The organism is Polynucleobacter necessarius, from assembly GCF_900095175.1.
Taxonomy (GTDB): Bacteria; Pseudomonadota; Gammaproteobacteria; order Burkholderiales; family Burkholderiaceae; genus Polynucleobacter; species Polynucleobacter necessarius_I.
In genome coordinates this window covers 1,280,971-1,306,047 of record NZ_LT606946.1, presented here as the reverse complement: position 1 = coordinate 1,306,047, position 25,077 = coordinate 1,280,971, and the positions used below count along the sequence as shown (strand labels likewise).

Annotated in this window: 27 protein-coding genes and 1 pseudogene; 11 read left to right on the top strand and 17 right to left on the bottom strand. The window is 47.2% G+C overall.

Annotated elements, in window-relative coordinates; translation table 11 throughout:
• Position 1: 1 nt before the first annotated feature.
• Together DXE44_RS06820 and DXE44_RS06815 are read left to right on the top strand one after the other, a co-directional pair.
• The gene (locus DXE44_RS06820) at positions 2-739 is read left to right on the top strand and encodes a CoA pyrophosphatase (RefSeq protein WP_114653722.1); all 738 of its coding nucleotides are present in this window, start codon (positions 2-4) and stop codon (positions 737-739) included.
• Positions 736-1,695, top strand: a complete 960-nt coding sequence (locus DXE44_RS06815; RefSeq protein WP_114653720.1) for a CobD/CbiB family protein — start codon at positions 736-738, stop codon at positions 1,693-1,695. The genes DXE44_RS06820 and DXE44_RS06815 overlap by 4 nt, the downstream gene beginning before the upstream one ends.
• Here DXE44_RS06815 and rsgA read toward each other — a convergent pair.
• Entirely contained in the window at positions 1,640-2,653 is a 1,014-nt protein-coding gene (rsgA, locus tag DXE44_RS06810) for a ribosome small subunit-dependent GTPase A (protein ID WP_114653718.1), read from the bottom strand. The genes DXE44_RS06815 and rsgA overlap by 56 nt on opposite strands.
• A 14-nt stretch (positions 2,654-2,667) precedes the next feature.
• Entirely contained in the window at positions 2,668-3,927 is a 1,260-nt protein-coding gene (locus tag DXE44_RS06805; RefSeq protein ID WP_114653716.1) for a M48 family metallopeptidase, read from the bottom strand.
• A gap of 15 nt (positions 3,928-3,942) precedes the next feature.
• Between DXE44_RS06805 and orn the strand changes: the two genes are divergently transcribed.
• Positions 3,943-4,530, top strand: a complete 588-nt coding sequence (orn, locus tag DXE44_RS06800) for an oligoribonuclease (RefSeq protein ID WP_114654383.1) — start codon at positions 3,943-3,945, stop codon at positions 4,528-4,530.
• Between the two features lie 74 nt (positions 4,531-4,604).
• Here the strand turns inward: orn and mog are convergent, their stop codons facing one another.
• On the bottom strand, positions 4,605-5,228 hold the full coding sequence (gene mog, locus DXE44_RS06795) for a molybdopterin adenylyltransferase (protein ID WP_114653714.1): 624 nt from the start codon (positions 5,226-5,228) through the stop codon (positions 4,605-4,607).
• A 26-nt stretch (positions 5,229-5,254) separates the two neighbouring features.
• On the opposite strand from mog, the gene pmbA reads away from it, so the two are divergent.
• Both pmbA and DXE44_RS06785 read left to right on the top strand, forming a co-directional pair.
• Positions 5,255-6,601 carry a metalloprotease PmbA gene (gene pmbA / locus DXE44_RS06790; protein WP_114653712.1) on the top strand — a complete coding sequence of 449 codons (1,347 nt, stop codon included), beginning with the start codon at positions 5,255-5,257 and terminating at the stop codon, positions 6,599-6,601.
• Positions 6,602-6,646: 45 nt separating this feature from the next.
• A pseudogene (locus DXE44_RS06785) lies at positions 6,647-7,755 on the top strand (TRAP transporter substrate-binding protein).
• 88 nt (positions 7,756-7,843) lie between these two features.
• Here the strand turns inward: DXE44_RS06785 and DXE44_RS11040 are convergent.
• From DXE44_RS11040 to fdxA, 7 genes are read right to left on the bottom strand one after another with little or no spacing between them, the layout of a single operon-like run.
• Positions 7,844-8,353 carry an amidohydrolase family protein gene (locus tag DXE44_RS11040; protein WP_114653710.1) on the bottom strand — a complete coding sequence of 170 codons (510 nt, stop codon included), beginning with the start codon at positions 8,351-8,353 and terminating at the stop codon, positions 7,844-7,846.
• Positions 8,354-8,373: 20 nt separating this feature from the next.
• Complete coding sequence (locus DXE44_RS11035) at positions 8,374-9,351, bottom strand: amidohydrolase (RefSeq protein ID WP_114653708.1); 978 nt, start codon at positions 9,349-9,351, stop codon at positions 8,374-8,376.
• A 4-nt stretch (positions 9,352-9,355) separates the two neighbouring features.
• A complete protein-coding gene (locus DXE44_RS06770) occupies positions 9,356-9,553 on the bottom strand; it encodes a hypothetical protein (RefSeq protein WP_114653706.1) in 198 nt (65 codons plus the stop codon).
• A 60-nt stretch (positions 9,554-9,613) separates the two neighbouring features.
• Positions 9,614-10,111 carry a dihydrofolate reductase gene (locus DXE44_RS06765; protein ID WP_114653704.1) on the bottom strand — a complete coding sequence of 166 codons (498 nt, stop codon included), beginning with the start codon at positions 10,109-10,111 and terminating at the stop codon, positions 9,614-9,616.
• A gap of 14 nt (positions 10,112-10,125) precedes the next feature.
• Complete coding sequence (locus DXE44_RS06760; protein ID WP_114653702.1) at positions 10,126-10,920, bottom strand: thymidylate synthase; 795 nt, start codon at positions 10,918-10,920, stop codon at positions 10,126-10,128.
• A 38-nt stretch (positions 10,921-10,958) separates the two neighbouring features.
• Positions 10,959-12,005: an NAD(P)/FAD-dependent oxidoreductase gene (locus DXE44_RS06755; RefSeq protein ID WP_114653700.1), complete on the bottom strand. Its 1,047-nt coding sequence runs from the start codon at positions 12,003-12,005 to the stop codon at positions 10,959-10,961.
• Position 12,006: 1 nt separating this feature from the next.
• Entirely contained in the window at positions 12,007-12,330 is a 324-nt protein-coding gene (fdxA, locus tag DXE44_RS06750; protein ID WP_114653698.1) for a ferredoxin FdxA, read from the bottom strand.
• 119 nt (positions 12,331-12,449) lie between these two features.
• Here fdxA and DXE44_RS06745 point away from each other — a divergent pair, with 119 nt between their 5' ends.
• The gene (locus tag DXE44_RS06745) at positions 12,450-13,463 is read left to right on the top strand and encodes a 2-hydroxyacid dehydrogenase (protein ID WP_114653696.1); all 1,014 of its coding nucleotides are present in this window, start codon (positions 12,450-12,452) and stop codon (positions 13,461-13,463) included.
• Positions 13,464-13,509: 46 nt separating this feature from the next.
• Here DXE44_RS06745 and DXE44_RS06740 read toward each other — a convergent pair whose 3' ends face one another.
• From DXE44_RS06740 to DXE44_RS06720, 5 genes are all read right to left on the bottom strand, one after another.
• Complete coding sequence (locus DXE44_RS06740; protein ID WP_114653694.1) at positions 13,510-13,803, bottom strand: hypothetical protein; 294 nt, start codon at positions 13,801-13,803, stop codon at positions 13,510-13,512.
• 11 nt (positions 13,804-13,814) lie between these two features.
• Complete coding sequence (moeA, locus tag DXE44_RS06735) at positions 13,815-15,146, bottom strand: molybdopterin molybdotransferase MoeA (RefSeq protein WP_114653692.1); 1,332 nt, start codon at positions 15,144-15,146, stop codon at positions 13,815-13,817.
• Complete coding sequence (mobA, locus tag DXE44_RS06730) at positions 15,134-15,748, bottom strand: molybdenum cofactor guanylyltransferase MobA (RefSeq protein WP_114653690.1); 615 nt, start codon at positions 15,746-15,748, stop codon at positions 15,134-15,136. Before mobA ends, moeA begins: the two co-directional genes overlap by 13 nt.
• Positions 15,748-16,860 (bottom strand): GTP 3',8-cyclase MoaA, encoded by a 1,113-nt coding sequence (gene moaA, locus DXE44_RS06725; RefSeq protein WP_114653688.1) that lies wholly within the window; start codon positions 16,858-16,860, stop codon positions 15,748-15,750. Before moaA ends, mobA begins: the two co-directional genes overlap by 1 nt.
• A gap of 82 nt (positions 16,861-16,942) precedes the next feature.
• Positions 16,943-19,588 carry an Rne/Rng family ribonuclease gene (locus DXE44_RS06720; RefSeq protein WP_114653686.1) on the bottom strand — a complete coding sequence of 882 codons (2,646 nt, stop codon included), beginning with the start codon at positions 19,586-19,588 and terminating at the stop codon, positions 16,943-16,945.
• A 460-nt stretch (positions 19,589-20,048) separates the two neighbouring features.
• On the opposite strand from DXE44_RS06720, the gene DXE44_RS06715 reads away from it, so the two are divergent.
• From DXE44_RS06715 to DXE44_RS06705, 3 genes are read left to right on the top strand one after another with little or no spacing between them, the layout of a single operon-like run.
• Positions 20,049-21,068, top strand: coding sequence for an RluA family pseudouridine synthase (locus tag DXE44_RS06715; protein WP_114653684.1), 1,020 nt, complete (start codon positions 20,049-20,051; stop codon positions 21,066-21,068).
• Complete coding sequence (locus DXE44_RS06710) at positions 21,061-21,753, top strand: HAD-IIIA family hydrolase (protein ID WP_114653683.1); 693 nt, start codon at positions 21,061-21,063, stop codon at positions 21,751-21,753. The genes DXE44_RS06715 and DXE44_RS06710 overlap by 8 nt, the downstream gene beginning before the upstream one ends.
• 19 nt (positions 21,754-21,772) lie before the next feature.
• Entirely contained in the window at positions 21,773-22,732 is a 960-nt protein-coding gene (locus DXE44_RS06705) for a S49 family peptidase (protein WP_114653681.1), read from the top strand.
• A gap of 34 nt (positions 22,733-22,766) precedes the next feature.
• Here the strand turns inward: DXE44_RS06705 and DXE44_RS06700 are convergent, their stop codons facing one another.
• Together DXE44_RS06700 and DXE44_RS06695 are read right to left on the bottom strand one after the other, a co-directional pair.
• A complete protein-coding gene (locus tag DXE44_RS06700; RefSeq protein WP_114653679.1) occupies positions 22,767-23,540 on the bottom strand; it encodes an SAM-dependent methyltransferase in 774 nt (257 codons plus the stop codon).
• Between the two features lie 18 nt (positions 23,541-23,558).
• Complete coding sequence (locus DXE44_RS06695) at positions 23,559-24,152, bottom strand: Maf family nucleotide pyrophosphatase (RefSeq protein ID WP_114654382.1); 594 nt, start codon at positions 24,150-24,152, stop codon at positions 23,559-23,561.
• A gap of 43 nt (positions 24,153-24,195) precedes the next feature.
• Here DXE44_RS06695 and DXE44_RS06690 point away from each other — a divergent pair, with 43 nt between their 5' ends.
• Positions 24,196-24,774 (top strand): YceD family protein, encoded by a 579-nt coding sequence (locus DXE44_RS06690; RefSeq protein ID WP_114653677.1) that lies wholly within the window; start codon positions 24,196-24,198, stop codon positions 24,772-24,774.
• A gap of 105 nt (positions 24,775-24,879) precedes the next feature.
• Positions 24,880-25,059 (top strand): 50S ribosomal protein L32, encoded by a 180-nt coding sequence (rpmF, locus tag DXE44_RS06685; protein WP_011902241.1) that lies wholly within the window; start codon positions 24,880-24,882, stop codon positions 25,057-25,059.
• The last annotated feature ends 18 nt before the right edge of the window (positions 25,060-25,077 follow it).

Below are 25,077 nucleotides of genomic sequence, written 5' to 3'. Positions count from 1 at the left end.
AATGACACAAAAGTCCAAACCCCAAGATCAAAGATTGAGTGCCGCAGCTCCACTGGGTTTTGATGCGCAGGCTATTCCGATTCATGAGGTGTGTCACGATCAGGCTAAGGTAGCCCAGCATGTTCTGGATCCTTTGGCTTTGAAAAGTCGCTTTCAGAGCCCCCCAGTTTGGCATCCAGAGATTACCGATGAAAATCGCCAGGTGATTGCTGCCGATATTATTGCCAAGCGTCAGGCGGCTGGGAAGATTACTCAGGCAGCAGTTTTAATTCCTTTGTTGCTGAGGAGTGAAGGCTTATCTGTTTTGCTAACCCAGAGAACCGATCATTTACATGATCATGCTGGTCAAATTAGCTTTCCAGGCGGTCGCATGGACCCGGGTGATGCTGACCCTCATGACACTGCTTTGCGGGAGAGTGAAGAAGAAATCGGGCTTGATCGAGCTGCAGTGGAGATCATCGGCCATTTACCTCAGTATTTAACGGTTTCGGGCTATAGTGTGACGCCAGTTGTTGGATTTGTAAAACCTCAGGCAGAATATGTCTTAGATGCTTTTGAAGTAGCAGATGTGTTTGAAGTGCCTTTACATTTTTTAATGGATCCCGCAAATCATCAAGTGCGGATCTGGGAGAGTGATCAGGGTAGTCGTCGGTTTTATTCAATGCTCTATGAAAATCGTTTTATCTGGGGTGCTACTGCTGGAATGTTGCGTAACCTTTATCATTTATTAAAAGTATGACTTTCTTTTCTATTCTTTTCGCCCTCATTGCTGAGCAATACCGACCAGTAACTTCGAGCCATTGGAGTGTCCGCATGAGTGCTCGCTGGTTGGATTGGGTTGCTGGCGAATTCGGCGGCAAGACTGAGGAGGGTGCAAGCCCGGTTGGTGCTCGTATGGCCTGCCTAGTTGCATTCATACTACCAACATTCTTGGTCTTCATTATTTATGTTGTGTTTATGGTGACCTTCCCAATTTTGGGATTTGTGTGGAACGTAATCATTGCCTATTTATTTTTTGGCTTCCGCCAATTTAGCCACTCCTTTACGCTGGTTCATGAGGCAATTGCAAATCATGATTTGCCGGCAGCACGTGCAGCCTTGGGGGAGTGGTACGGCCCCGAATTAGATACTTCCAATCTCACCGAGACTGAAGTCATTTCACTTGCGCTAGAGCGTGCCATTATTGGCGCACATCACCATGTATTTGGTGTGCTGTTCTGGTTCTTAATGCCAATGGGGCCAGCAGGCGTGGTCTTGTATCGCTTGGCTGATACAGCTGCCCAGCGTTGGTCAGAAAAAGGTGATTTCAATCTCAGCGAAGCCGCTCGTCATTTTTTCTACGTATTGGATTGGGTGCCAGCTCGCATCACAGCAATGGGCTTTGCGATTGTTGGCAACTTCGAAGGCGCTGTGTATGCATGGCGCCACTTGACTGGCAAATGGTCTGACTCCTTGTCAGCAGTGATCTTGGCATCAGGCGGTGGTGCTTTAGGGGTGCGACTTGGTGAGCCTATGAGCGAGCCTGATAGCGATGAGGCTTTACGTATGGCTGAAGCAGGTGAGTCTGTTGTTTACGAAGTAGGTCTTGAGCCGAATGAGCGCACGATGCGATCTGCAATTGGCTTAGTATGGCGTTTGGTTATTGCTTGGATGGCTTTATTGCTAATGCTGACCATCGCTCTTTGGCTTGGCTAATCCCCTGAATCTGCGTATCAGCGGTTTTTGAGTCAGAACGCAATTGTCTAAATAGCGCCAGTCTTTCTGGCGCTATTTCATTTCTGTCGACTGCTTCTCGTATTGCACAATCTGGCTCGGATTGGTGTGCGCAGTTATGAAAGCGGCACTTGCCGAGCAGATCATGAAACTCCCTAAAGGCATGCTCTAGTTCACTCGCCGACATGTGGGCTAAGCCAAATTCTTGAAAACCTGGAGAATCAATCAAAGCGCCCAATTTACCGTTAGCATTACGTCCCCAAGCCTCAGGCAACTCAAAGTAGCGGCAAGCTGTTGTGGTGTGTTTACCGGTATCTAAACGAACTGAATACTCTTGAGTAATCGCTGCTGCATTGGGAACCCAGGCATTGAGGAGACTAGATTTACCCATACCGGATTGACCTACAAACACGGACACCTTGCCGCAGATAGCCGGGTGCAACGCTTCAATAGAGGCTTCATCAAACTTGGCAGATACCTCTGTTACGGGGTAGCCCATACGCGCATAGGGCGCAATGATTTTGCGGGCATGCTCTAAATTATCTTTGAGATCACATTTGTTGAGCAGAATATGTAAACCAATTTGATTAGTCTCAGCAGCAACAACCGCTCTTCCTAGTAGGTCAGGAGAGAATGCGGGTTGTGTAGCTAGCACCACCAATATTTGATCAACATTTGAGGCAATGAGTTTGCTTTTAAAGGCATCGGATCGATAGAGTAAGTTTTCTCGTGGCTCGATGCGAATAATGCGCGCTTGATCGGCTGAAGTCATCTCCAATAACATGCGATCACCTACCGCGCCGATGTGCTGCTTTGCTGGTGTGCTTACCTGAATTAATTCACCGATAGGGGATTCATTGCCGCACTCATCTTTTACTAAGCGCTGCGCTAAATAATGTCTTCCATAGGAGGCAGTCAATAGCGCATGAAATTGTTCCATTAACTCCATCAATTCTAGGTAGCTTGGTTGAATCGTTTGAGATTGGCAATGCGCAATGGTGCGGGAGGATGCGAGCTATAAAAAGCGGTGTAGATCGGATCGGGCGTCAAAGTCGAAGCATTGTCTTGATAGAGCTTGACCAGGGCAGAGATCAAATCATTTGCAGAGGATTTATCTGCAGCAAAACCATCTGCTTCGTATTCATGTTTACGTGATGCCAAACTAGATAGCGGGGTGAGGAAGAAGCTAAATACTGGTGATACCAGCATAAAGAGCGCTAAAGCCAAGCCGCCGTTATACCCATTCGGATTGGGCATCACACCAAGGTCGCTGTAGAACCATGGCTGAGTGCTGACCCAGCCTAGTAGTGCAAGAGTGACAAAACTCAAGGCAAAAGAAACCAGTAGGCGTTTGCGAATATGGTTGCACTTGTAGTGACCGAGTTCATGAGCCAGTACTGCCTCTACTTCGCCTGGATTGAGTTTCTCAATCAAGGTATCAAAAAAGACAATGCGCTTTGCTTTACCCATGCCGGCAAAAAATGCATTTCCGTGTGCACTACGTTTGCTGCCATCCATTACAAATAGACCTTGGCTTGCAAAGTCACAACGTTTTAGTAGGGCTTCGATTTGTGCTTTGAGTGCGCCTTCTTCTAGTACTTCGAACTTATTAAAGATCGGTGCGATAAAGGTCGGAAATACCCACTGCATTAATAAACTGAAGGCAGTAAGAACACCCCAGGCCCAGAGCCACCAAAGGTCTCCTGCTTGAGCCATCAAACTCAGAATGACCCAGAGGAGGGGAACACCAGTTGCACCACCAACCCCTAGACCTTTGAACATATCGCTAAAGAATAGTTTGGCGTTCATGCGATTAAAGCCAAAGCGTTCTTCCAGATAAAACTGTTTGTACCAGGAAAAGGGTAGATCAATAATTCCGGAGATGATGACGATGGATATAAGTAAAGCCATTTGCTGCGCAATGCCTTCCCCCAATAGTTGCAGAAGGGATAGATTTAAAATTTGCAGACCACCCAAGAGTGTGAAGCTGATCAAGATAATTGCGCTGACACCGTTTTCAAAAATACCGAGGCGTAATTTAGCGATGGTGTAGTCGGCCGCTTTTTGATGTTCGGCCAGGGAGATCTGAGAGGCAAACTCGGCGGGTACCACATCGCGGTTAAGGGCGACGTGACGAATTTGGCGTTGGGATAACCAGTGGCGTAGACCAAAGCTGGCGATGAAGGCGATTAGAAAAACAATTGTGAATGTCATGAGATGATTATAGATATGAGTGAAAAAATAGTTATCCCAGCAGTTAAGACAGCGTCACCCAGTGAACACCTGATTTGGGTGGATACGGAGATGTCCGGCCTAGACCCTGAAAAAGAGCGTATTTTGGAAATCGCCGTGATTGTCACCGATGCGCATCTCAACACCATTGCCACCGCCCCTGTTTGGGTGATTCATCAAGATGATGCCCTATTGGATGCCATGGATGCTTGGAATAAGGGCACCCACGGACGTTCTGGACTGATTGATAAGGTCAGGGCATCAACTATGGATGAAGCGGCCGCTGAAGCAGAATGCATCGCTTTTCTGAAGAAATACATCAAACCTGGAATTGCGCCAATGTGTGGCAATACGATTGGTCAGGATCGCCGTTTTATGGCGAAGTACATGCCAAAACTAGAGGCATTCTTTCATTATCGAAATATCGATGTCTCTACCCTCAAGGAACTTTGCAAGCGCTGGCATCCGGAGTTGGTAAAGGGCTTCACCAAGAAGCAGGCTCATACCGCCTTGGCGGATATCGAAGAGTCTATTGAAGAGCTCAAGTACTACCGAGAAAAATTCATCGTGCCTTTACCGGAGTAATTCGGCTTCTTGGTATGAGCGATGTAAAAAGGGTCTTATTACTAGACCCTTTTTTATTCAACCAAGAGGATGCCTTACTTCTTGACGGCACTTTTGGGTCTATAGACTTTAATGACCGATTCATGAGTTTGGATAATGGGACCGCCAAACAGCTCAATGCAGTAGGGTACTGAGGCAAAAATACCCTGCACAACGGACTTGCCTTCAGCGTCTTTCAGTCCTTCGAGCGTCTCTTTGATGGATTTGGGTTGACCTGGTAAGTTGATGACGAGGGCGGTATGCCCTTCGATTTCTCGCAAAACAGCGGTTTGCTGGGACAAAATCGCCGTAGGTACAAAGCGTAGGCTAATTTGACGCATTTGCTCGCCAAATCCGGGCATTTCCCGGGTTCCGGCATCCATAGTGGCTTCAGGGGTTACATCCCTCCGAGAAGGGCCTGTGCCGCCTGTGGTGAGGACTAAATCACAGCCAAGATCATCGGTGAGCTCCACGATGGTTTCAGTGATTACTTCTCGCTCATCGGCAATTAGGCGTTCATGAAAGATATAGGGTGTGCTGAGGGCGCTTTCTAGCCAGCTTCGGAGGGCGGGAACCCCTTCATCCGTGTATATCCCTTTACTCGCTCTGTCAGAGATCGAGATTAGGCCAATTTTGATTTCGTCAGGGGAGGATCGTTTCCAGGCTTCAGTATGCTTCATGTTTCTATTCTAGCTATTATTAGGACATGTTTACATACTCATCAAATCAGTTTCAAGAAATCATTGATTTCATGCTCACGGAAGCCAAAAGGCGGGGTGCCTCAGATGCGGTGGCAGAGGTATCCGAAGGGCAGGGTCTTTCAGTTACCGTCCGCAAGGGTGAGGTTGAGACCATTGAGCAAAGCTTGGATAAGCAGGTTGGGGCAACGGTCTTCCTGGGCCATCGCCGTGGCAATGCTAGTACCAGTGATTTCACCAAGGAGTCTTTAAAGGCTACGGTTGAGGCTGCGTACCATATCGCCCAACATACGGCGGAAGATTTGTGTGCTGGCCCTGCTGAAAAAGAACTTCTCGAAAATCATCCTCTGAATCTCGATTTATTTCATCCATGGGACTTGGATTCGGCAACCGCAATTGATATTGCGCGTGCTGCTGAAGGCGCTGCTTTTGCAGTGAGCAAGCAAATTCAAAATAGCGATGGGGCTTCGGTATCTGCACATCATGCGCATTTCATGATGGGGACTAGCCATGGATTTATGGGTGGCTATCCATTCTCTCGTCACTACATTTCATGTGCACCAATTGCAAATGAGGGCGGCAAGAAGTCACTGATGCAAAGAGATGATTGGTATTCCAGTTCGCGTATCCCAGAAGAATTGGCTGACCCAGCTGCGATTGGTAAGTACGCGGCAGAGCGTGCACTTTCACGCCTTAAGGCAAGATCACTAACGACCCGCCGTTGCCCCGTTATTTTTGAGGCGCCCTTAGCGGCTGGACTTTTAGGTGGTTTGGTGCAGGCCGTTTCTGGTGGTGCTCTATATCGTCGCTCGAGTTTTTTGTTGGATAGTCTGGGTAAACAAGTATTACCAAAGCACGTCAGCCTCTTTGAAAACCCGCACCTAAAATCGATGACAGGTAGTGCACCCTTTGACGAAGAAGGTGTGAAAACTAAAGCGAGAACAGTGGTTGATATGGGTGTCTTACAAGGTTATTTCTTGTCCACTTACTCCGCCAGAAAACTCGGCATGAAAACTACTGGTAATGCTGGTGGCTCCCATCACCTGACATTGCAAAGTCGCAAGACACCTAAAGGTGGATTGCCTGCACTCTTAAAGGCAATGGGCACGGGCCTCTTAGTTACTGAGCTCATGGGCCAAGGCGTGAACTACGTCACCGGCGATTACTCTCGCGGCGCTTTTGGTTATTGGGTAGAGAACGGTGAGATCCAGCACCCGGTTGAGGGAATTACGATTGCGAGCAACTTGCGCGATATGCTGATGGATATTCAGATGATTGGTAGTGATTCACTGATTCGTGGAACCAAAGAAACGGGCTCCATCTTAATTGGATCAATGACTGTTGGCGGTAAATAAAAATACGAAACAACCTTATAAAGTAAAAATATTATGGAGAAGAAGATGCAAAGACGTTCCTTTTTAAAGAAGGCAACTATTGGTGCGGGTGCAGCCGCATTAGCTGCCCCGTCTATTGTACAGAGTTTGCCAACCTTGAATTGGCGTTTGGTCTCAAGTTTTCCTAAATCATTAGATACTTTAATTGGTGCGCCGGAAGTATTTGCCAACGCCTTGCGCAAAGCAACTGATAGCAAGTTCAATGTCAAAGTGTTCGCTGCGGGTGAGGTGGTTCCAGTCCTGCAAGTATTGGATGCGGTTCAAAATGGTACGGTGGAGTGTGGCCATACTGCCAGCTATTACTGTGTGGCCATACTGCCAGCTATTACTACATAGGTAAGAACAGCGCTTTTATCTTTGATACTGCAGCACCATTTGGCATGACGGCGCGCCAGCAATCTGCTTGGATGTTGCATGGTAATGGCATGAAGCTGATGCGCGAGCTCTACGCTAGCTATAACGTCGTCAACTTCTTGGGTGGGCAAACTGGTACTCAGATGGGTGGCTGGTTCCGCAAAGAAATTAAATCACCAGAAGATCTCAAGGGGCTCAAGTTCCGTATCGCTGGATTTGCGGGCCAAGTGCTTGCGAAGTTAGGTGTGGTGCCACAGCAGTTGCCTGCTGGCGAAATTTATTCAGCATTAGAAAAAGGTACGATTGATGCTGCAGAATTTGTGGGTCCCTATGATGATGAGAAGTTGGGCTTAGCTAAGGTTGCTAAAAATTATTACTACCTCGCATTCTGGGAGGGTGCGGCTAGCCTTTCATTCCTAGTGAATAAAAAGCAGTGGGATTCATTGCCGCCTGCATACCAAGCTGCATGGCAAGCAGCCTGTTTTGAGGCTCACACTGATATGTGTGCCAAGTACGATGCTTTGAATCCACCAGCGTTGCAACGCCTGGTTCAAGGTGGTGCAGTATTACGCAAGTTCAACACCTCAGTTATGGATGCCTGCTTCAAGGCTAGCCAAGAAACCTATGCTGAAGAATCGGCTAAGAACCCTCAGTTCAAGAAGATCTTTGAAGATTACCGCGTATTCAGAAACATGGAAGTGCAGTGGTTTAATGTCGCAGAACAGGCATTTGCGCAATACAGTTTTGCGAAGAAGTTTTAAGGCCAGGGTGCCAAGGGTAGGATATTAATTGCAGATAAAGAAAAGCCACCTTGGGGTGGCCTTTCTTATGGGGCAGATATAAAAATGTTTACTGCTTCTTAAATACCTGTTTTCCATTAACCCAGGTTTCATTAACTTCAATATCTCTAATTTTGTATGCGTCCGTTTTCATCGGATTCTGATTCACGATGACGAAGTCAGCATATTTGCCCACTTCAACCGATCCAATCTTGTCATCCATCTTTAGTTGATAGGCGACATCAATTGTGATGGCTTTTAAAGCATTATTAATAGACACCTTTTGGCTTGGATTTAATACCTTTTGTGGTGCAACTTGCCATAGTCGAGATGCGCCTTCGGAAGCGTACTTGAGGGGGTGAATTGGTGAGACTGGGGAATCGCTATGGTACGCAAAATGCATACCTTTTTTAATCATAGTTGCGCTAGGATCAATTCGATCAGCTCTTTCTGCCCCTATTAGATGATTATGAAACGCCTCGCCCCAATAGTCGGTGTGCCCAATGGTAAAACCAGGAACAACCCCAAGCTTTGCTGCTTTATCAATTTGCGTCTCAGGTTGGTACTGTGAAATGCTCAATTCTTAATCTTGATTTGGCATCAGATGGTTTTTTTGACTAACTTAGAAAAAACATTCAAAGTCTGTTCAATTGATTTGTCGCCATTTGAGTGAACCGAGATTTGCCAGCCCTCATCAAACCCTGGTTTAGCTAGATCGTAGAGTTCCTGCTCCGTAAAGTTGAGGGTACCTGTATTGCTTGTCCCAGCTGGATAGTCGTATGGCTTGATCATCGCACCGGTCAAGCCTTGATTGGAGCCATCAGCCACAATTTTGACACCGATTAATTTAAACGTGTCATCACCTTGCCCTGGCTTATAGCTCTTATTCGAGGTTGGGTATGCGCTTGAGTACATATAACCCCTAACCCTGACAGGCAACTTACCATTGCGCGTCATGGTGTTGAATAGAGCATATTCTTTATCAACCCCAAGATAACTGCTAACAGTAATTTCTGCTGAAGGGGTGACGCCCTTGCTAACCAGTCTTTGACCAACCTTAGCCACAGCTTGCTCAATAACTTCTTGAGTAGGCAAAGGCATCTTGCTTAGAAATAATTCGAAAGCTGGAACTTCATAGACCACACCCGTTAGGCGTCCCTTGCTATCTTTTAAAAGCGTGCCGCCCTTGGGGTTGGGGCTTGAATCATTGAGTCCAGCCATTTCCAATGCTTTGTGATTGGCATAGGCAATATGTAAGCTTTGATTTAATACAAATACGGGTTTCGTCGTCGATACTCTATCTAAGATATCCGCTGTTAGTTCGGACATAAAAGGATCGGTTCTGGATGGATCAACTCCAAATGCATTGACCCACTCACCGTCTTTAAAGTTTTTACTATATGCAGTCAGTTTTGCTACCAAGCTATCCAGGGTGTCATGGGGCATTGTGAAGTTGGATAGATTTAGAAAAATCTCTTCTGAGAATGCCGTTCCTATAATGTGCACATGGGGTTCAACTAAGCCCGGCATTAATGTTTGGCCATTTAAGTTAATTAATTTGGTATCTTTTCCTTGCAAGCTTTTAACTTGGGATAAAGAGCCGACCTTGGCAATCTTTCCCGCCCTGAATAGCCACAGCTTCAGCTGCAGGCTGCGCCTTATTCATTGTGACAATATCACCGCCATAGAAAATGGTGTCGGCATTCCCGGCAGCATTAGCTATTTGGCTGGCGGAAAGTAAACAGATTGATGCAAAAGTAATACGGCTTAAGAGGTGCATTTGCTAACCTTGATGTTGAGGGTAATTTAATAAAAATAGCTTTTAATGAGGGATGATTTTTTATTTGCGCTCAAGCGTAATGAAATTAAATGCAATCTCCCTCTCAGACGCTGGGGTGCGCTCAATCTCTTTCCATTCCTCTGGATTGGGAACTTCAAAGAAGGTGTCGCCACCGTCAATATCAATATCAATTTCTGTGATGTAAAGACGATCTGCTTTCGGGAATGCTTGGGTGAAGAGTTGCTCTCCGCCAATCACAAATACGCGTGGGAATTCATTCAAAGTAGTGAGTGCTGCATCGAGTGAGTTGACGACTTCTGCGCCTGTGAGCTGTAAGTCAGCATTGCGACTCACCACAATATTGCGACGTCCAGGAAGCGGGCGACCAATAGATTCCCAAGTCTTGCGACCCATGATGACTGGATGACCCATGGTCACTTTTTTAAAGAACTGTAGATCAGCAGAAATCTTCCAAGGCATTTGGTTGTCACGACCAATCACGTGATTACGTGAGCGGGCAACAATCATCGAGATAGCGGGGTATTTGGCTACAGTCATGAGTTTCTCATTTCTTAAACAGCTACTGGAGCTTTAATGGCGGGATGGGATTCATAGCCAGCAATTTCAAAATCTTCGAATTCATAATCCAAAATGGAATCTGGCTTGCGCAAAATATTGAGCCTGGGTAGCGGGAAGAAGTCTCTCGATAGTTGAAGATCTACTTGCTCTAAATGGTTGCTATACAGATGGCAGTCGCCGCCAGTCCAGACAAAGCCACCTACCTCTAAATTACACTGCTGCGCCATCATGTGGGTCAGTAGGGCATAGCTAGCAATATTGAAAGGTACGCCTAAGAAGATATCGGCACTGCGCTGGTATAGCTGGCAAGAAAGTTTTCCCTCAGCAACATAGAACTGAAAGAAAGCATGGCAAGGCGCTAAAGCCATGCGAGGAATATCAGCCACGTTCCACGCAGAAACAATAATGCGACGTGAGTCAGGATTTTTTTTAAGGGTCTCTACAACTTCAGCGATTTGGTCAATATGCTCACCATTGGGCGCAGGCCATGAACGCCACTGGTAGCCATAAATTGGACCCAGGTCACCATCAGGGGCTGCCCATTCATTCCAAATAGAAACACCACGCTCTTTGAGCCAGTTGTTATCAGTGCTGCCTTTGAGAAACCATAGCAACTCTAAGATGATGGACTTAAGATGGAGTTTCTTGGTGGTGACCATCGGAAAGCCTTCGGCCAGATTAAAGCGCATCTGGTGACCGAAGATGGAAATGGTGCCAGTTCCGGTTCTATCAGACTTTTGGACGCCCTTTTCGAGGACTTCCTTCATGAGGTTGTGATATTGACGCATAGGTTTATTCAGCTAAATGATTCAGTGATATTAAGAGCTTACTCGAATGTCGGTGGGCTTACCCCAAGCGCTTTATGGAGCTTTGGGGAAGTGATGGTGTACTGGAGCTGAATCTGCTTTTCTGGGGCCAGATAGGCTGCGGCAGCAAAGGCTGCTAATGCCGCCTCATGAAAGCCAGACAGAATTAATTTTTTCTTGCCGGGGTAGATATTGATGTCTCCGACAGCGTAAATACCAGGAGTGCTAGTCTGAAAGCAGGCCGTCGTATCCACAGCAATTTGCTTGCGATCGATATCGAGACCCCAGTCAGCAATAGGGCCCAACTTGGGGGAGAGGCCATAAAACAATAAGAGTGCATCTAAGCCAATATTTTGAATTTCACCATCAATATTGGTGACAGCAATTTCAGTGAGTTTGTCATGAGAGGTTTCAAGACCGGTAATTTGTCCGATGATGAGTTGCATCCTCCCGGCGGCGCAAAGAGCGCGCATCTTGGCCACTGATTGAGGAGCCGCTTTAAATTCGTCTCTTCGGTGAATTAGTGTGACGCTTGCAGCATGATCAACAAAATGTAAGGCCCAATCTAGCGCGGAATCTCCGCCACCACAAATGACCATGCACTTGCCTGCAAATTGTTCAGGGTTTGTGACGCGATAGAAGACCTGTTTATCTACAAAAGCCTCAATGCCATCCAGATTGAGTGTTCGTGGTTGAAATGCACCAACACCAGCAGCTATAAAAATAGCCTTAGTTAAAAATTGCTGATCTTGGCTTGTCCGAATCAGAAAGCGGCCATCAGCTTGCTTCTCTAGGGTGGAGACCTCTTGATTTAAGTGGAACTGTGGCTTGAATGGCTCAATTTGTTTGAGTAGATTGCCAATCAGTTCGCGACCAGTGCAAACCGGAATTGCCGGAATGTCATAGATTGGTTTATCTGGATAGAGCTCAATACATTGACCGCCTACTTCAGCAAGAGAGTCAATGACATGCGCTTTAATTTCTAGAAGTCCAAGTTCGAAGACTTGGAAGAGTCCCACTGGACCGGCGCCAATAATGACTGCATCGGTTTCAATGGGGGAGTGCAATTTACTTTACCAGTTGGTCAAGTTTATTTATAACGTCTTTCCACTCTTCTGCCTCTGGCAGTGCAGCTTTAGATTTGGTAATCGATGTCCATGAAGGTGACAATTCAGCATTGAGTTTGATGAAGGCCTGCTGATCACCAGGCACATCATCTTCTGCATAAATTGCATTGACTGGGCACTCAGGTGCACATACCGCGCAATCGATGCACTCATCAGGATCGATTACTAAAAAGTTAGGGCCTTCACGAAAGCAATCGACTGGGCAGACATCAACGCAATCAGTGTATTTGCAGCGGATACAAGCTTCGGTAACAACGTAAGTCATGATGGTGTGCTGGTAAGGCGTCCATACCAATGGACTGCCAAGTTATAAAAACTCAATTTTAGCTGAATCAGCCTATCTTTCAGGCAAAATCCGCAATTTAGATGAGGTACAGTTACGCTATGAACACTCCAGCAAATCACTCCACAACTTCCTCCAAACCTAAGATTTTGGTCGCCAGGGCGATATTTCCTGAGGCGCTAGCCAAATTGGAGGAGTCCTATGAGGTTCTCTCTAACCAGCTCGATAAAGTAACGACCCCTGAGGAGCTAAAAAAAGCGCTTTCAGAGGTTGAAGGGGCTTTGGTAACGGGCAGTGAGAGGGTTGATGTTACCGCCCTTTCCGAAGCTAAAAATTTGAAGGTGGTCGCCAATATTTCTGTCGAGTATAACAATTTTGATGTCCCAGCGATTACTGCTGCTGGTGTCATGGCCACTAATACCCCTGATGTTCTTACGGATACAACGGCTGATTTTGGCTTTGCTTTGTTAATGGCAACTGCAAGGCGGATTACGGAATCGGAGCATTGGGTGCGAGCTGGTAAGTGGGGGCAATGGTCGATTGTGACTAACCCACTGGGAATGGATTTGCATCACAGTACTCTTGGAATTATCGGTATGGGCCGTATTGGTCAAGGTATTGCTAAGCGTGCCTTAGGTTTTGGGATGAAGGTGATTTATCACAATCGCAACCCTTTATCTGAGGCTGATGAAAAAGCGTGCGGTGCCACTTATGTGTCGAAAGAAGAGTTACTCCGCACTGCTGACCATGTTGTACTGGTTCTACCGTACACAGCTCAAAATCATCACACGATTGGCGCTGCAGAAATCGCCATGATGAAACCGTCTGCAACCCTGGTTAATATTGCTCGCGGCGGTATTGTGGATGATGCAGCGTTAGCGCAAGCATTGCAAAGTGGAAAAATATTTGCGGCAGGCTTAGATGTTTTTGAAGGTGAGCCTCAAGTGCATCCGGAGTTACTCAAGTGCAGCAATATTGTGTTGGCTCCACACATTGCCAGCGCTACAGAAAAAACGCGTAGAGCGATGGTTGATCTCGCAGTACAAAATTTACGAGCAGCACTTGATGGAAAAAAACCACCAAGCTTAATTAATACTGAAGTATTAAGTGCTTAAGTAAGAGACAGTCAAATAAGCTGGAAAAATGAAATCGACTAAGAAATTAGTCGGCTTCAATTTCTTCTGGAAGCTCACGAAGAGCCAGTTCGATCCCACCAAATTTTTCTGCTACCCAGTTGTAAACCTTGCAGGCAATCCACAGCAGTGCGAAGCCAAGTATGGCATTCAGTATCAGTGCTGATAGTACGGTAAATCCAGGTATCGCACCATCACGAATGAATGCCACAAATAAGGCTAACAACACAATAGGAACCGAGAAGCACAGGTAAACCAAAACCAGAGTTTTGGCGGTATGCATTGGGTCTAGGAAGACAATTTCTTTTTTGGTGAGTTTCATGAGGTGCAATCTTAAAGCAGTCCATCGAAAAGCGCCACATCTACCCAGTCCCCAGCAGCCACATTTCCTTGCTCATGAGACAGAATCACAAAACAATTGGCCTCACTCATTGATCGCAAAATTCCCGCACCTTGGCTGCCAGTCAGTTTGACTATAGGCTTTCCGTCTGTGCCGCGCTCCAAAATGGCACGTTGAAACTCTGTCCGGCCTGGGCGCTTTCTAATGGGTGCCTCGGCAATCGCCTGCATTATTGGCGGCTCAGTCTGGCTTGCGCCATTGAGTTGCAATAAGGCGGACCGTACAAATTGATAGAAGGTCACCATGACTGCTACTGGATTTCCGGGTAAGCCAAAGAAGAGGGTTTTACGGCTGGAGTCTTGAACTGGCCTCAGCATCCCAAAAGCCATGGGGCGACCCGGCCGCATAGCGATTTTCCAAAAACCCACATCACCGAGTTCTTGCATGATTTGCTTAGTGAAGTCCGCTTCACCAGCAGAGACGCCACCAGAAGAGATGAGGACATCTGCTTTTGAGGCAGCGTCCATAAAGGCAGCTTTCAGTGACGCGGGATCATCACGCACAATTCCGCAATCAATGATTTCTAAGTCCAGGCGCTTGAGTAATCCGATCAAGCTATAGCGATTGCTATCGTAAATATTGCCAGCTTCTAATGTTTGTCCCAATGGGCGTAATTCATCGCCTGAAGAGAGTATGGCGACCCTTAACTTTCGATGGACTTCAAGTTCGGAGATGCCGAGGGAGGCAGCAAGACCGAGATCAGAAGGACGCAATAATCGCCCTGCAGCAATTGCTGGCTTACCTTGTTGTAAGTCTTCTTCACGCAAGCGTCGGTTTTCACCACACTTCACTCGGTTTGCCTTGAATGACACGATCGAGTCATCACCAGGACTTTGGGGTTCTGTAAATTCATGGGGGATCACGGTATCGCAATCATTTGGCATTAGGGCGCCAGTCATGATCTTGATGCATTCCCCTGGAGCAATGCTACCTTCATAGGGCCTGCCAGCAAAGGCAGTGCCGATCACGTTGAGGTTAATAAGATCTTCGCTTTGACCTAAGCAATCGCCATTAAATGCAAAGCCATCCATTGCTGAGTTATCGGCAACAGGAACATCAATCGGTGAGAGCAAATCTTTCGCCAGGATGCGATCGATAGCTTGATCTAACGTGATGCATTCAATAGCGCCAGACTCAGCACCTTCATGTGATTCGGTGATTAAGTCTTTTACTAGATCGGAGATCGCTATGCGAGCTTGGGCAACATGCAGTGAGCCGCTGATATAAATTGGATCGCTTGGAGGTATATGCTTTAAGTTCGACATGAAGATATTTTTTCTAAAACCGCTAACTCTTCTGGTGTATTCACATTGGCAAACGCTTGTGGATTTTCAAAAACTACCGTGCCAGATCGCAACTCTTTAAACCAGCGATCAATTTTTAATTCGCCTTTACTTAAAAAGGTATCCAGGGATTCCTGCAAGTGACTTTTCATTAAGCAGAAAACAGGCTGAGACCAAATCTTGCCATCTTCTTCCTTTGAGGAGGCAAAGACGAGCTCTAGATTATTGCTCTCCAGTTCAGCTGCCATTTTTTGGGCAAGATCGTCCGGCAATAAAGGGGAGTCGCAGGGTAATGTAAGTAAGTAAGGTGTTTTACAGTGCTTGAGACCTACTGAAAAACCAGCTAAGGGGCCGGAGAAGTCGGGAGTTTCATCCATGAGTACTGGATAACCGTAGTGTGCATACTTGGTAATACTGCGATTGGCATTAATCAGAATGATGCTGACTTGAGGCTTGAGTCGACTAATGGCAGATTCAATCAGGGGCTTGCCATGAAAAGGGATTAAACCTTTATCGATGCCACCCATTCTCTGAGCGCGACCTCCTGCCAAAATGAGTCCAGTAATGTGTTCTGAGGTAATCATTAGCCGCCGATGTAAGACATTTCTACCTTGCGCGAGGATTTCGATCCAGCGGTATTGGATCCCCGAATTTCTGAATAGTGATCATTGCGTCCGGACCATGTGGACATGATGGCGTTGGCAATTTCTAAATCACTTCTACCAGAACGCAAGAGAGTTTTGAAATCAAAACCTTCGTTTGCAAATAGGCAGAGATACATCTGTCCATCGGTGGAAATGCGAGCGCGCGTGCACTCATGACAGAAAGTTTGCGTCACGCTAGAAATAAAGCCAATTTCACCGGAGCCATCAAGATAGCGCCAGTGCTGCGCTACTTCACCAGGATAGTTGGCCTCAATTGGCTCTATTGGGAAGACGGCATTAATACGATTGGCAACTTCTTGAGAGGGGAGCACTTGTGACATATCCCAACCGTTCGAGCTGCCCACATCCATAAATTCAATAAAGCGTAGCGTAATGCCGCTACCTTTGAAGTGCTTGGCCATGCCAATAATCTCTTGATCGTTTGTACCCTTCTTAACAACCATGTTGACTTTGAGATTAGTGAAGCCTACTTCTTGAGTCGCAGCAATTCTATCCAGTACATCTGTCACCGGGAAGTCGACATCATTCATTTTTTTGAAGATGTCGTCATTTAGGCCATCCAGACTAATGGTGAGGCGATGCAAGCCTGCCGCTTTTAATGAAGCTGCCTTTTTGCGCAAAATGCTGCCATTGGTAGTGAGTGTTAAATCAAGCGGTTGATTCGCTGTAGTGCGAACTTTGGCCAGCATTTCAACAAGCACTTCAAGATTTTTTCGCAGTAATGGTTCACCACCGGTAAGGCGAATTTTTTCTACGCCCAGAGACGCAAAGATAGTTGTTAGGCGAGCAATCTCTTCAAAGCTCAGCAAATCACTATGAGAGAGGTAGGGATAGTCTTTGTCGAAGATTTCCTTAGGCATGCAATAGGTGCAGCGGAAATTACATCGATCAGTTACGGAGATTCGTAAATCCCTTAATGGGCGCCTCCGAGTATCTTTGGTTGAAGTATTGGCGGCAACAAGCTGCCCAGGAATGGACGGCGTAAGGCCTTTGCCTTCATCTACACGTATGGGAATGACTTTTTCAACCATGTCTCATTATGGCTGTGAAACGGTGTTTCTGCCAAACCGCCAAATATCCTTGTGGGATAAATAGCAGTCTGGAGAAATTGGATTAAACCGTTTTTTCTTGGCCGCCGGTTTCAACTAAAACCATTGGACCAGTTTGCAAGTTAACAGGAGTCTTTGGAGTTCTACCCATAGGTAAAACTTCTGGCTCAGCTTTGATTTGCGATTGCGCTTCTTGATGCTTGCTAGAGTCTGTTGCTACCCAGACCATGCCAGCAGATTGAACTACGCTGTGCAATGGAGTTTCCTCTAATGCCTGGAAGGCAACTTTAGGGAGCTCAGGCACTGGCTTCGCAATCACTTCAATCGCTGCTGCTGTTACGACTGTAGCCGCTACCTGTGGGGTAGGTGTTGCAGTAGTGTTATCAGGGCGATTGTTCTGACGCGGTGCACGTTGCTCTCTTGGTTCTCTAGGTGTGCGTGGTGCACGATCTTTCGATTCCTTAGGGGCTACAGTTGCAACCGTGTTTCCAAAACTTTGGGCAAGGTTCTGGATCGGCATGGAAGCGGATGCCCCAGCCATTCCAACTGGAGGACCTGAGAATGAAGTGGCTACTGCAACAACAGAAGCAATCGCTGCATCACCGGTAGACTCGGTGCGCTCACCACGTTGACCACGACCACGACGGTTGCGACCACGACCACGACGCTCTTCACCATCTGCACTCGGTGCTGCATCAGTGCCGGGAGCAGCCTCAGTAGCTGGAGTTACCGCAGCTGGGTTTTCTGATTTTGGATTTTGATTGCGATTGCCGTTATTGCCATTGCGGTTGCGACCATCTTGACGACCTCTACCTGCACTCGCTTCGCGTGGAGCATTTGTACCTTCGGCGCTTGCTGCACCTTCGGCTGAACGCTCACCACGATCATTGCGTTCGCCACGACGGCCGCGGTTGCGGTTATTGCCGTTACGGTTGTTTTGATTGCGACCACGTGGTGCGCTTGGAGCAGGCTTCACTTCTGGCGCAGGTGTTGAAGAGAATAGGCTCTTAATAAATCCGAAGAATCCACCGGAGCTCGCAGTTTCAGTGCTGGCTTTTTCAGTACGCGCAGGACGTGGCTGACTTACAGGTGCTGGTGCATTTGGCGTAATACCTTTAACAGCAGCTTCTGGGCGAACTTTGACGTCGGCATCTTTGCGACTTACTGCGGTATCTGTTTCGAGTTCAGCAGCAGCTTCTTCAGCTATCACATAGCTTGTTTTTTGGTCATCAAGACGTGGATCGTCATGACGTAAACGCTCGAGCTTGTAATGCGGAGTTTCTAAATGCTTGTTTGGAATCATTAAGACGTTAACTTTGAAGCGTGTCTCAATCTTGATGACTTCAGCGCGCTTTTCATTGAGCAAGAATGCAGCCACTTCGACTGGAACTTGCGAATGAATAGCAGCAGTATTTTCTTTCATTGCCTCTTCTTGGATGATGCGCAAGACTTGCAATGCAGAAGATTCAGTATCGCGGATATGGCCTGTGCCGTTACAACGTGGGCAGGTTACATGGCTACCCTCAGATAGAGCAGGGCGTAAACGCTGGCGTGACATTTCCATCAAACCAAACTTGGAGACCTTGCCCATTTGAACGCGAGCACGGTCGTGGCGCAGAGCATCGCGTAAACGATTCTCAACATCCTTCTGTGCTTTACTCGATTCCATATCAATGAAGTCGATCACGATCAAGCCACCCAAGTCACGTAAACGTGCTTGACGAGCGATTTCATCGGCAGCTTCTAAGTTGGTGCGGGTTGCAGTCTCTTCAATATCAGAGCCGCGGGTTGCGCGCGCAGAGTTGACGTCCACTGAAACTAAAGCTTCAGTATGGTCAATCACGATCGCGCCGCCGGATGGCAATGGCACGGTACGTGAGTAAGCAGTTTCAATCTGATGCTCGATTTGGAAGCGGGAGAACAGTGGAACATCGTCCTGGTAACGCTTCACTCTAGGCAAGTTATCCGGCATTACTAGAGACATAAAGGCTGCAGCTTGCTCGTAGATGTCATCCGTATCGATGAGAATCTCACCGATATCTGGCTGAAAGTAATCACGAATCGCACGAATCACTAAGCTGGATTCGAGGTAAATCAATAATGGTGCTGAATTACCTTTAGCGGCTTCATCAATCGCGGTCCACAACTGCATGAGATAGCTTAAATCCCACTGCAATTCAGTAGCGTCACGGCCAATACCGGCTGTACGAGCAATGATGCTCATACCATCTGGCACTTCTAATTGGGACATTGCTTCACGGAGTTCTTGACGATCCTCACCTTCAATACGACGAGAAACACCGCCTCCACGTGGGTTATTTGGCATTAATACCAAATAGCGGCCTGCTAGGGAGACAAAAGAGGTGAGAGCAGCGCCTTTTTGGCCACGCTCTTCTTTTTCTACCTGAACAATGATTTCTTGGCCTTCGCGTAAAGCATCTTTAATGGAGGCATTACGGACATCAATACCTTCTTTGAAGTAGGTGCGGGCAACTTCTTTAAATGGCAGGAAGCCATGGCGTTCTTCGCCATAATTTACAAAACAAGCTTCGAGCGAAGGCTCAATGCGGGTAATAACGCCTTTGTAAATATTGCCTTTGCGTTGTTCACGACCGGCAGCTTCGATATCGATATCGATGAGTTTTTGACCATCGACGATGGCAACTCGCAACTCTTCTTGTTGAGTTGCATTAAATAACATGCGTTTCATAACACTCTCCTATTGGGAGTGCGTCGTTGCGCGCTGCGTTAGGGACAGGTTAGATGCCGCTTGGGGCATAGCCCATTGGCGGCTTTGGAGTGTGGATCAAGCAAATCCAGGCATTTATTGCCTAGTACACCAAGTTCAATGTTGTTAAACCGGTGCCACACTTGACGATCGCCGCAGAGACCTCCTTTAGGTCATCAATGCAGGCGCGCGCCTGAAAACTGTCTTCTAATCGCGGGTCGCGGCATACGGCACACCAACCCTGCGCCTCATTACAACGGGGGAGGGGCAACCCCGGGAGTCTATTAAGGGCGACTCCAAGCTCCACGATTCGAGCCTGAATCAGGCTAGTCTCGGGCCAATAAATTGGCTAGAGCATTGATTATACGGCACAAGTTGAAGGACAATGGGGTATTGTTAAGTCCCTTGTCGACCTCCGTCGGGGTGGCAAGAGAGATAAATCATGAAATCCGAACCCATTTCCAAGTCTTTGCAGGCAAAAACCAGTGCTCCGGCCGCCGTTCATCTTCAGATCATTGGTCCAGAAGAGGCTGGCCAGCGCTTGGATAACTATCTCTTGCGCTGGGCCAAAGGGGTTCCTAAAAGCCACGTTTATCGGATTATTCGCTCTGGCGAGGTTCGGGTGAATAAGAAAAGGGCTGAACCAACTACGCGATTGGTTGAGGGGGATGTGGTCAGAGTTCCACCAGTTCGGATTGCGGAGCCTGCCCAAATGGCGGCAGTCAATACCGCCCAAACTAAGAATCGGGCGCAGGGCTATTCCGACAAAATGCCTATTTTGTTTGAGGATGAGGCTCTATTAATAGTGAACAAGCCAGCAGGTTTGGCAGTTCATGGTGGTTCAGGCATTGCCCTGGGCGTGATTGAGACCTTGCGTATTACACGGCCTGAGCTCAAATTTTTGGAGTTGGTGCACCGTTTGGATCGAGATACCTCCGGCGTCCTACTTTTAGCTAAAAGGCGCAGCGCTTTAGTAGAATTACATCGCCAGATCCGCGAAGGTCAAACAGACAAGCGTTACTACTTGCTAGCCCATGGCGAGATTGCTCAAGGTGTGGGCACTATGCAACTGAAGTTCGCATTACATAAATACCTATTGGCCAACGGTGAGCGTCGTGTTCGCGTTGACCCAGATGGTCTGCCAAGCCATACCGCTTTGCGTGTTACCAAAGTAATGAAGCGTGGAGATACGGCAATCACCTTGGCCGAGGCTCAGCTCAAAACCGGACGTACTCACCAAATCCGCGTACATCTCCAAAAATTGGGTCACTCGATTTTGGGTGACAATAAATACGGCTTTGAAGACCAAGACAAGATTGTGAAATCCAAACGTCTGTATCTGCATGCCCACTTGGCTGGCTTTACGCATCCCCGTACTGGCGAGAAAATGCGCATTGAATCACCACTACCTGCTGAATTTACTGCCATGATAAAAACCTTTGAAGTGCCTAGCAATGCCTGAAGAGCAAATACCCGATAGACGTTACGACCTGATCGTGTGGGACTGGGATGGAACCATCATGGACTCCACGCCGACGATCGTGAACTGTATTCAGCAGGCGTGTCGGGATTTGGGTTTCAAAGAGCCGGACGACACTCTTGCGAGTTCAGTTATTGGTTTGGGTATTCAGGATTCACTCAGAAGGGCAGTGCCGTGGATTGAGCCAGCACATTTCCCCAGGTTGACTGAGCGCTTTCGTTATCGCTATCTCGCTAAAGATCACGAGTTGGATTTATTCCCAGGTATTCGTGAGCTACTGCATCGCTTGCGTGAGGATGGCTACCTATTAGGTGTTGCCACAGGTAAATCCCGCGTGGGCTTGGATCGATCTCTACAGCATCATCAGTTAGGGCAGATGTTCCATGAGACACGCACTGCAGATGAGTCTTTCTCAAAGCCCCATCCTGGAATGCTCTTGGAGCTTTCTGATGTCATGCAAGTTCCGATGCGTCGGATGTTGATGATTGGCGATACCACCCATGATTTAGATATGGCGGCTAATGCAGGCGTTGATGCGGTAGCAGTAACTTATGGCGCACACCCTCCGAGCACTTTAAAAGAGGCGCCATCATTAATGCATGTAGATGATGTCTCACAGCTAAGTCAATGGCTTAGCGACAATCTCACTGTTAAAAAAACTAGTTAGTCATTAAGGATTAAAAAAGATGGATCAAAATCAATCCGAGAACGCGAATCAAAATTGGGAGCGTCAAGCTCTTGAGCATTTATTGCTGGAGAATTTAAAAGAGACTCGTAAGGCGCGTCGCTGGAAAGCAGTTTTTCGCATCCTCACTCTGATCATCTTTATTGGCGTAGTGCTGACAGTATTTGATTTCAATCTACCTGGTCGCGGTATGGGTACAGAGAAGCACACCGCTTTGGTAACGATCGAAGGGGAGATTTCCTCAAGCTCGATGGCAAATGCCTTAGACATCAACTCGTCACTCACATCTGCATTCGAAAATGAGAATAGCGTAGGTGTTGTCTTGCGTATTAATAGCCCTGGCGGTTCTCCAGTGCAGGCTGGCATGATGAATGATGAGATTCATCGCTTACGCAAGCTTTATCCGACTAAACCACTGTATGTCGTCGTGGAAGATATTTGTGCCTCAGGTGGTTACTATGTGGCCGTCGCGGGAGATCAAATTCTGGTTGATAAGGCGAGTTTGGTGGGATCTATCGGCGTGATCATGGAAGGTTTTGGTTTCACTGGCTTGATGGATAAGTTGGGTGTGACTCGTCGCATGATTACTGCTGGCTCAAACAAGGGAATGATGGATCCGTTCTCCAAAGAAAATCCACAGCAAGTAGAGATGATTAAGACCATGATCGATGAAATTCATCAGCAATTTATTGCGGTGGTTAAAGCAGGTCGTGGTGATCGTCTCAAAGAAACTCCGGAAATGTTCTCGGGTCGCGTTTGGAATGGTGAGCAAGCAATCAACATTGGTTTAGTGGATGGCTATGGCACGGTAGAGACTGTAGCGCGCGATATCTTTAAAGCGCCGGACATTCTGGACTACACCATGAAAGAGAATTTCGCAGAGCGTGTTGCTAAACGTTTCGGTGCTGAGGTTGGCGCTGCAGCTGGCAAGGCTTTAATTAAGACGCCTGATCTAAAGTAAAAACGATAGATCAATAAAGTAGTAGATCAAACACCTAGGCCAGCAATAGAAATACTGCTGGCCTATTTTGTAGTGGGGCGCAGGCAGCTTCATTTGGGAAGCGCTTACGCCAGTCCGCAATCGAAAGCGTTGTAATGGTTTCGCTTGGTAGGCTGAGATCCATGCCAAGACACAATAATGATTGCGGTGACAGTGCACTCAAACAAGCCATCAACATGGCGGTATTACGATACGGCGTTTCAATCCAGACTTGTGTCTGTTGTAACTTTCTAGACTCCACTTCCAGTTGCTTCAATCGTGCAATGCGGTCTTGCGCATCATGCGGTACATAACCCTGGAACGCAAAGCGTTGACCATTTAAGCCGCTAGCCATCAGACCTAACAGAATAGAGCTTGGGCTAACCAAGGGTTTCACTTTGGCGCCTAACTTATGCGCTGCCAATACAAGCTCTGCACCTGAGTCTGCAACTCCTGGAACGCCAGCCTCTGACATGAGCCCCATGTCTTTACCAGCGATGAGGGGTTTGAGTAGGTCTATTGGTTTAACGGCATCACCGTACTTAGCATTGCGTGCAACACCACGCCACTCACTCATCTGCATTTCTTGAATGGTGCAAGCTAAAGGTGAAACGCTATTGATTGCCTTTAAAAACGCACGGGCGGTTTTTGCATCCTCAACAATCCAGTTGGTGAGCTTGGCTGTTTGGGTAATGGTTTCATTGGGCAGCACCCACGGCAATTGTTCAACGCAAGAATCATCACCCAAAGTATTGGGAATTAAAAAGAGGGCGCCTAAGGTTGAGCTCATTTATTTAGTTTCGTTCTTTTATTTCTTTACTGGAATGACAAAACCCGCATCACGCAAGAGCCCGCTCAGCGCAATTAATGGCAAGCCGATTAATGCAGTGGGATCATCGCTCTGAATGGATTCTAAGAGTGAGATTCCTAAGCCTTCAGATTTGGCACTACCAGCGCAGTCATAGGGTTCTTCGGCATGAAGGTATGCCTGAAGAACATCATCCGATAGTTTGCGAAAGGTAACTTGCGTAGGAATATTGACAGTTGTTTCTGCATCACCCCGCATCAGACATAGCGCTGTTTGAAAAGTCACCGTTGCACCGCGCATGAGTTGTAGTTGCGCCATGGCGCGCTCAAAGTTTCCTGGTTTACCAATTGCTGCACCACAAAGGTCGGCCACTTGATCAGAGCCAATGACCCAGGCCTCGGGGTGATCTTTGGCTACTGCAGTAGCTTTTGCTTTGGCTAAGCGTAAGGCTAGATCAACGGTGCCTTCACCAGGCAGAGGGGTTTCATCAACCTTGGATGAGATGACATCAAAAGGGATGCGTAGGCGCTCTAAGAGCTCTCGACGATAGACCGAGGTGGATGCCAGAATTAGTTTTTTTGCAGAATTACTCATCGCTACTTGTACTTTCGCTGAAGCCTTCATTTAGACTGATGTCATGAATCGTAATCAAGTTTTACCTCAAGTTGAGCTATCCACCGATCCCAAGGCTTTGAGTCGGATCGATTTTTGCGCCCCTCAGTCCTATCAAGGGGCTGGATTTCTGGAGATTGAAGCCTTGCCGCGAGTGGCTGAAGAGGCTTCTAGTATTGAGCCGGGTGATGGCTTCCATTGGCAGGTAAAGACCCATTTTGCTGATTCTCCAGGCTCTGAAGCCCAGCAAATTCTGGAATTGGCCGTAAAAGGGCGGATTCACCTTATTTGTCAGAGCTGTTTGCAGAACTGTTGCCTAGATTTAGCTCAAGAGAGCCGATTTGTCCTGGTTGCCACCGAGGAGGCAGCGGATGCCTTTCCTATGGAGGATGACCAACAGGAGCCTTTGGTAGCAAGCCAGCACTTTGACCTTTTGGGGCTAATCGAGGACGAAATCCTCCTCTCCCTCCCTTTAATTCCAAAGCATCCAGAGGGCACTTGTCAGCCACATGCCTCCTCATTTGGAGGGGGTGATGAGTCTGCCGATGCCTCTGAAAAGCCTCAGAATCCCTTTAACATATTGAAAAATATGAAGAAAAATTGATTTGACCCGATATTTCAGGGCTTGCATTTCAAACCTGTTTTATCAATTAATCAAGCATTTAGCTCAATTTACATGCTAGAATATCGCCTTGCGTAGGAGTTCAATATGGCCGTCCAACAGAATAAAAAATCCCCATCCAAACGTGGCATGCACCGTGCGCACGACTTTTTGACCGCACCTGCTACGGCTGTTGAAGCCACAACTGGTGAGGCTCATTTGCGCCACCACATTTCACCAAACGGCTACTATCGTGGTCGTAAAGTTGTTAAAACCAAAAACGACTAATTCTTTAGTCTAAAAAGA

Coding starts and splice junctions, on each gene's coding strand:
- mog (WP_114653714.1), bottom strand. CDS start 5,228: ATGAAGCATACTGAAGCCTGGAAACGATCCTCCCCTGACGAAATCAAA.
- moeA (WP_114653692.1), bottom strand. CDS start 15,146: ATGTCGAACTTAAAGCATATACCTCCAAGCGATCCAATTTATATCAGC.
- orn (WP_114654383.1), top strand. CDS start 3,943: ATGAGTGAAAAAATAGTTATCCCAGCAGTTAAGACAGCGTCACCCAGT.
- DXE44_RS06770 (WP_114653706.1), bottom strand. CDS start 9,553: ATGCACCTCTTAAGCCGTATTACTTTTGCATCAATCTGTTTACTTTCC.
- DXE44_RS06720 (WP_114653686.1), bottom strand. CDS start 19,588: ATGAAACGCATGTTATTTAATGCAACTCAACAAGAAGAGTTGCGAGTT.
- rsgA (WP_114653718.1), bottom strand. CDS start 2,653: ATGGAACAATTTCATGCGCTATTGACTGCCTCCTATGGAAGACATTAT.
- DXE44_RS06820 (WP_114653722.1), top strand. CDS start 2: ATGACACAAAAGTCCAAACCCCAAGATCAAAGATTGAGTGCCGCAGCT.
- DXE44_RS06700 (WP_114653679.1), bottom strand. CDS start 23,540: ATGAGCTCAACCTTAGGCGCCCTCTTTTTAATTCCCAATACTTTGGGT.
- rpmF (WP_011902241.1), top strand. CDS start 24,880: ATGGCCGTCCAACAGAATAAAAAATCCCCATCCAAACGTGGCATGCAC.
- DXE44_RS06805 (WP_114653716.1), bottom strand. CDS start 3,927: ATGACATTCACAATTGTTTTTCTAATCGCCTTCATCGCCAGCTTTGGT.
- DXE44_RS06695 (WP_114654382.1), bottom strand. CDS start 24,152: ATGAGTAATTCTGCAAAAAAACTAATTCTGGCATCCACCTCGGTCTAT.
- DXE44_RS06715 (WP_114653684.1), top strand. CDS start 20,049: ATGAAATCCGAACCCATTTCCAAGTCTTTGCAGGCAAAAACCAGTGCT.
- DXE44_RS06705 (WP_114653681.1), top strand. CDS start 21,773: ATGGATCAAAATCAATCCGAGAACGCGAATCAAAATTGGGAGCGTCAA.
- pmbA (WP_114653712.1), top strand. CDS start 5,255: ATGTTTACATACTCATCAAATCAGTTTCAAGAAATCATTGATTTCATG.
- DXE44_RS06765 (WP_114653704.1), bottom strand. CDS start 10,111: ATGACTGTAGCCAAATACCCCGCTATCTCGATGATTGTTGCCCGCTCA.
- DXE44_RS06710 (WP_114653683.1), top strand. CDS start 21,061: ATGCCTGAAGAGCAAATACCCGATAGACGTTACGACCTGATCGTGTGG.
- DXE44_RS06690 (WP_114653677.1), top strand. CDS start 24,196: ATGAATCGTAATCAAGTTTTACCTCAAGTTGAGCTATCCACCGATCCC.
- mobA (WP_114653690.1), bottom strand. CDS start 15,748: ATGATTACCTCAGAACACATTACTGGACTCATTTTGGCAGGAGGTCGC.
- DXE44_RS06815 (WP_114653720.1), top strand. CDS start 736: ATGACTTTCTTTTCTATTCTTTTCGCCCTCATTGCTGAGCAATACCGA.
- DXE44_RS06745 (WP_114653696.1), top strand. CDS start 12,450: ATGAACACTCCAGCAAATCACTCCACAACTTCCTCCAAACCTAAGATT.
- DXE44_RS06740 (WP_114653694.1), bottom strand. CDS start 13,803: ATGAAACTCACCAAAAAAGAAATTGTCTTCCTAGACCCAATGCATACC.
- moaA (WP_114653688.1), bottom strand. CDS start 16,860: ATGGTTGAAAAAGTCATTCCCATACGTGTAGATGAAGGCAAAGGCCTT.
- fdxA (WP_114653698.1), bottom strand. CDS start 12,330: ATGACTTACGTTGTTACCGAAGCTTGTATCCGCTGCAAATACACTGAT.
- DXE44_RS06760 (WP_114653702.1), bottom strand. CDS start 10,920: ATGCGTCAATATCACAACCTCATGAAGGAAGTCCTCGAAAAGGGCGTC.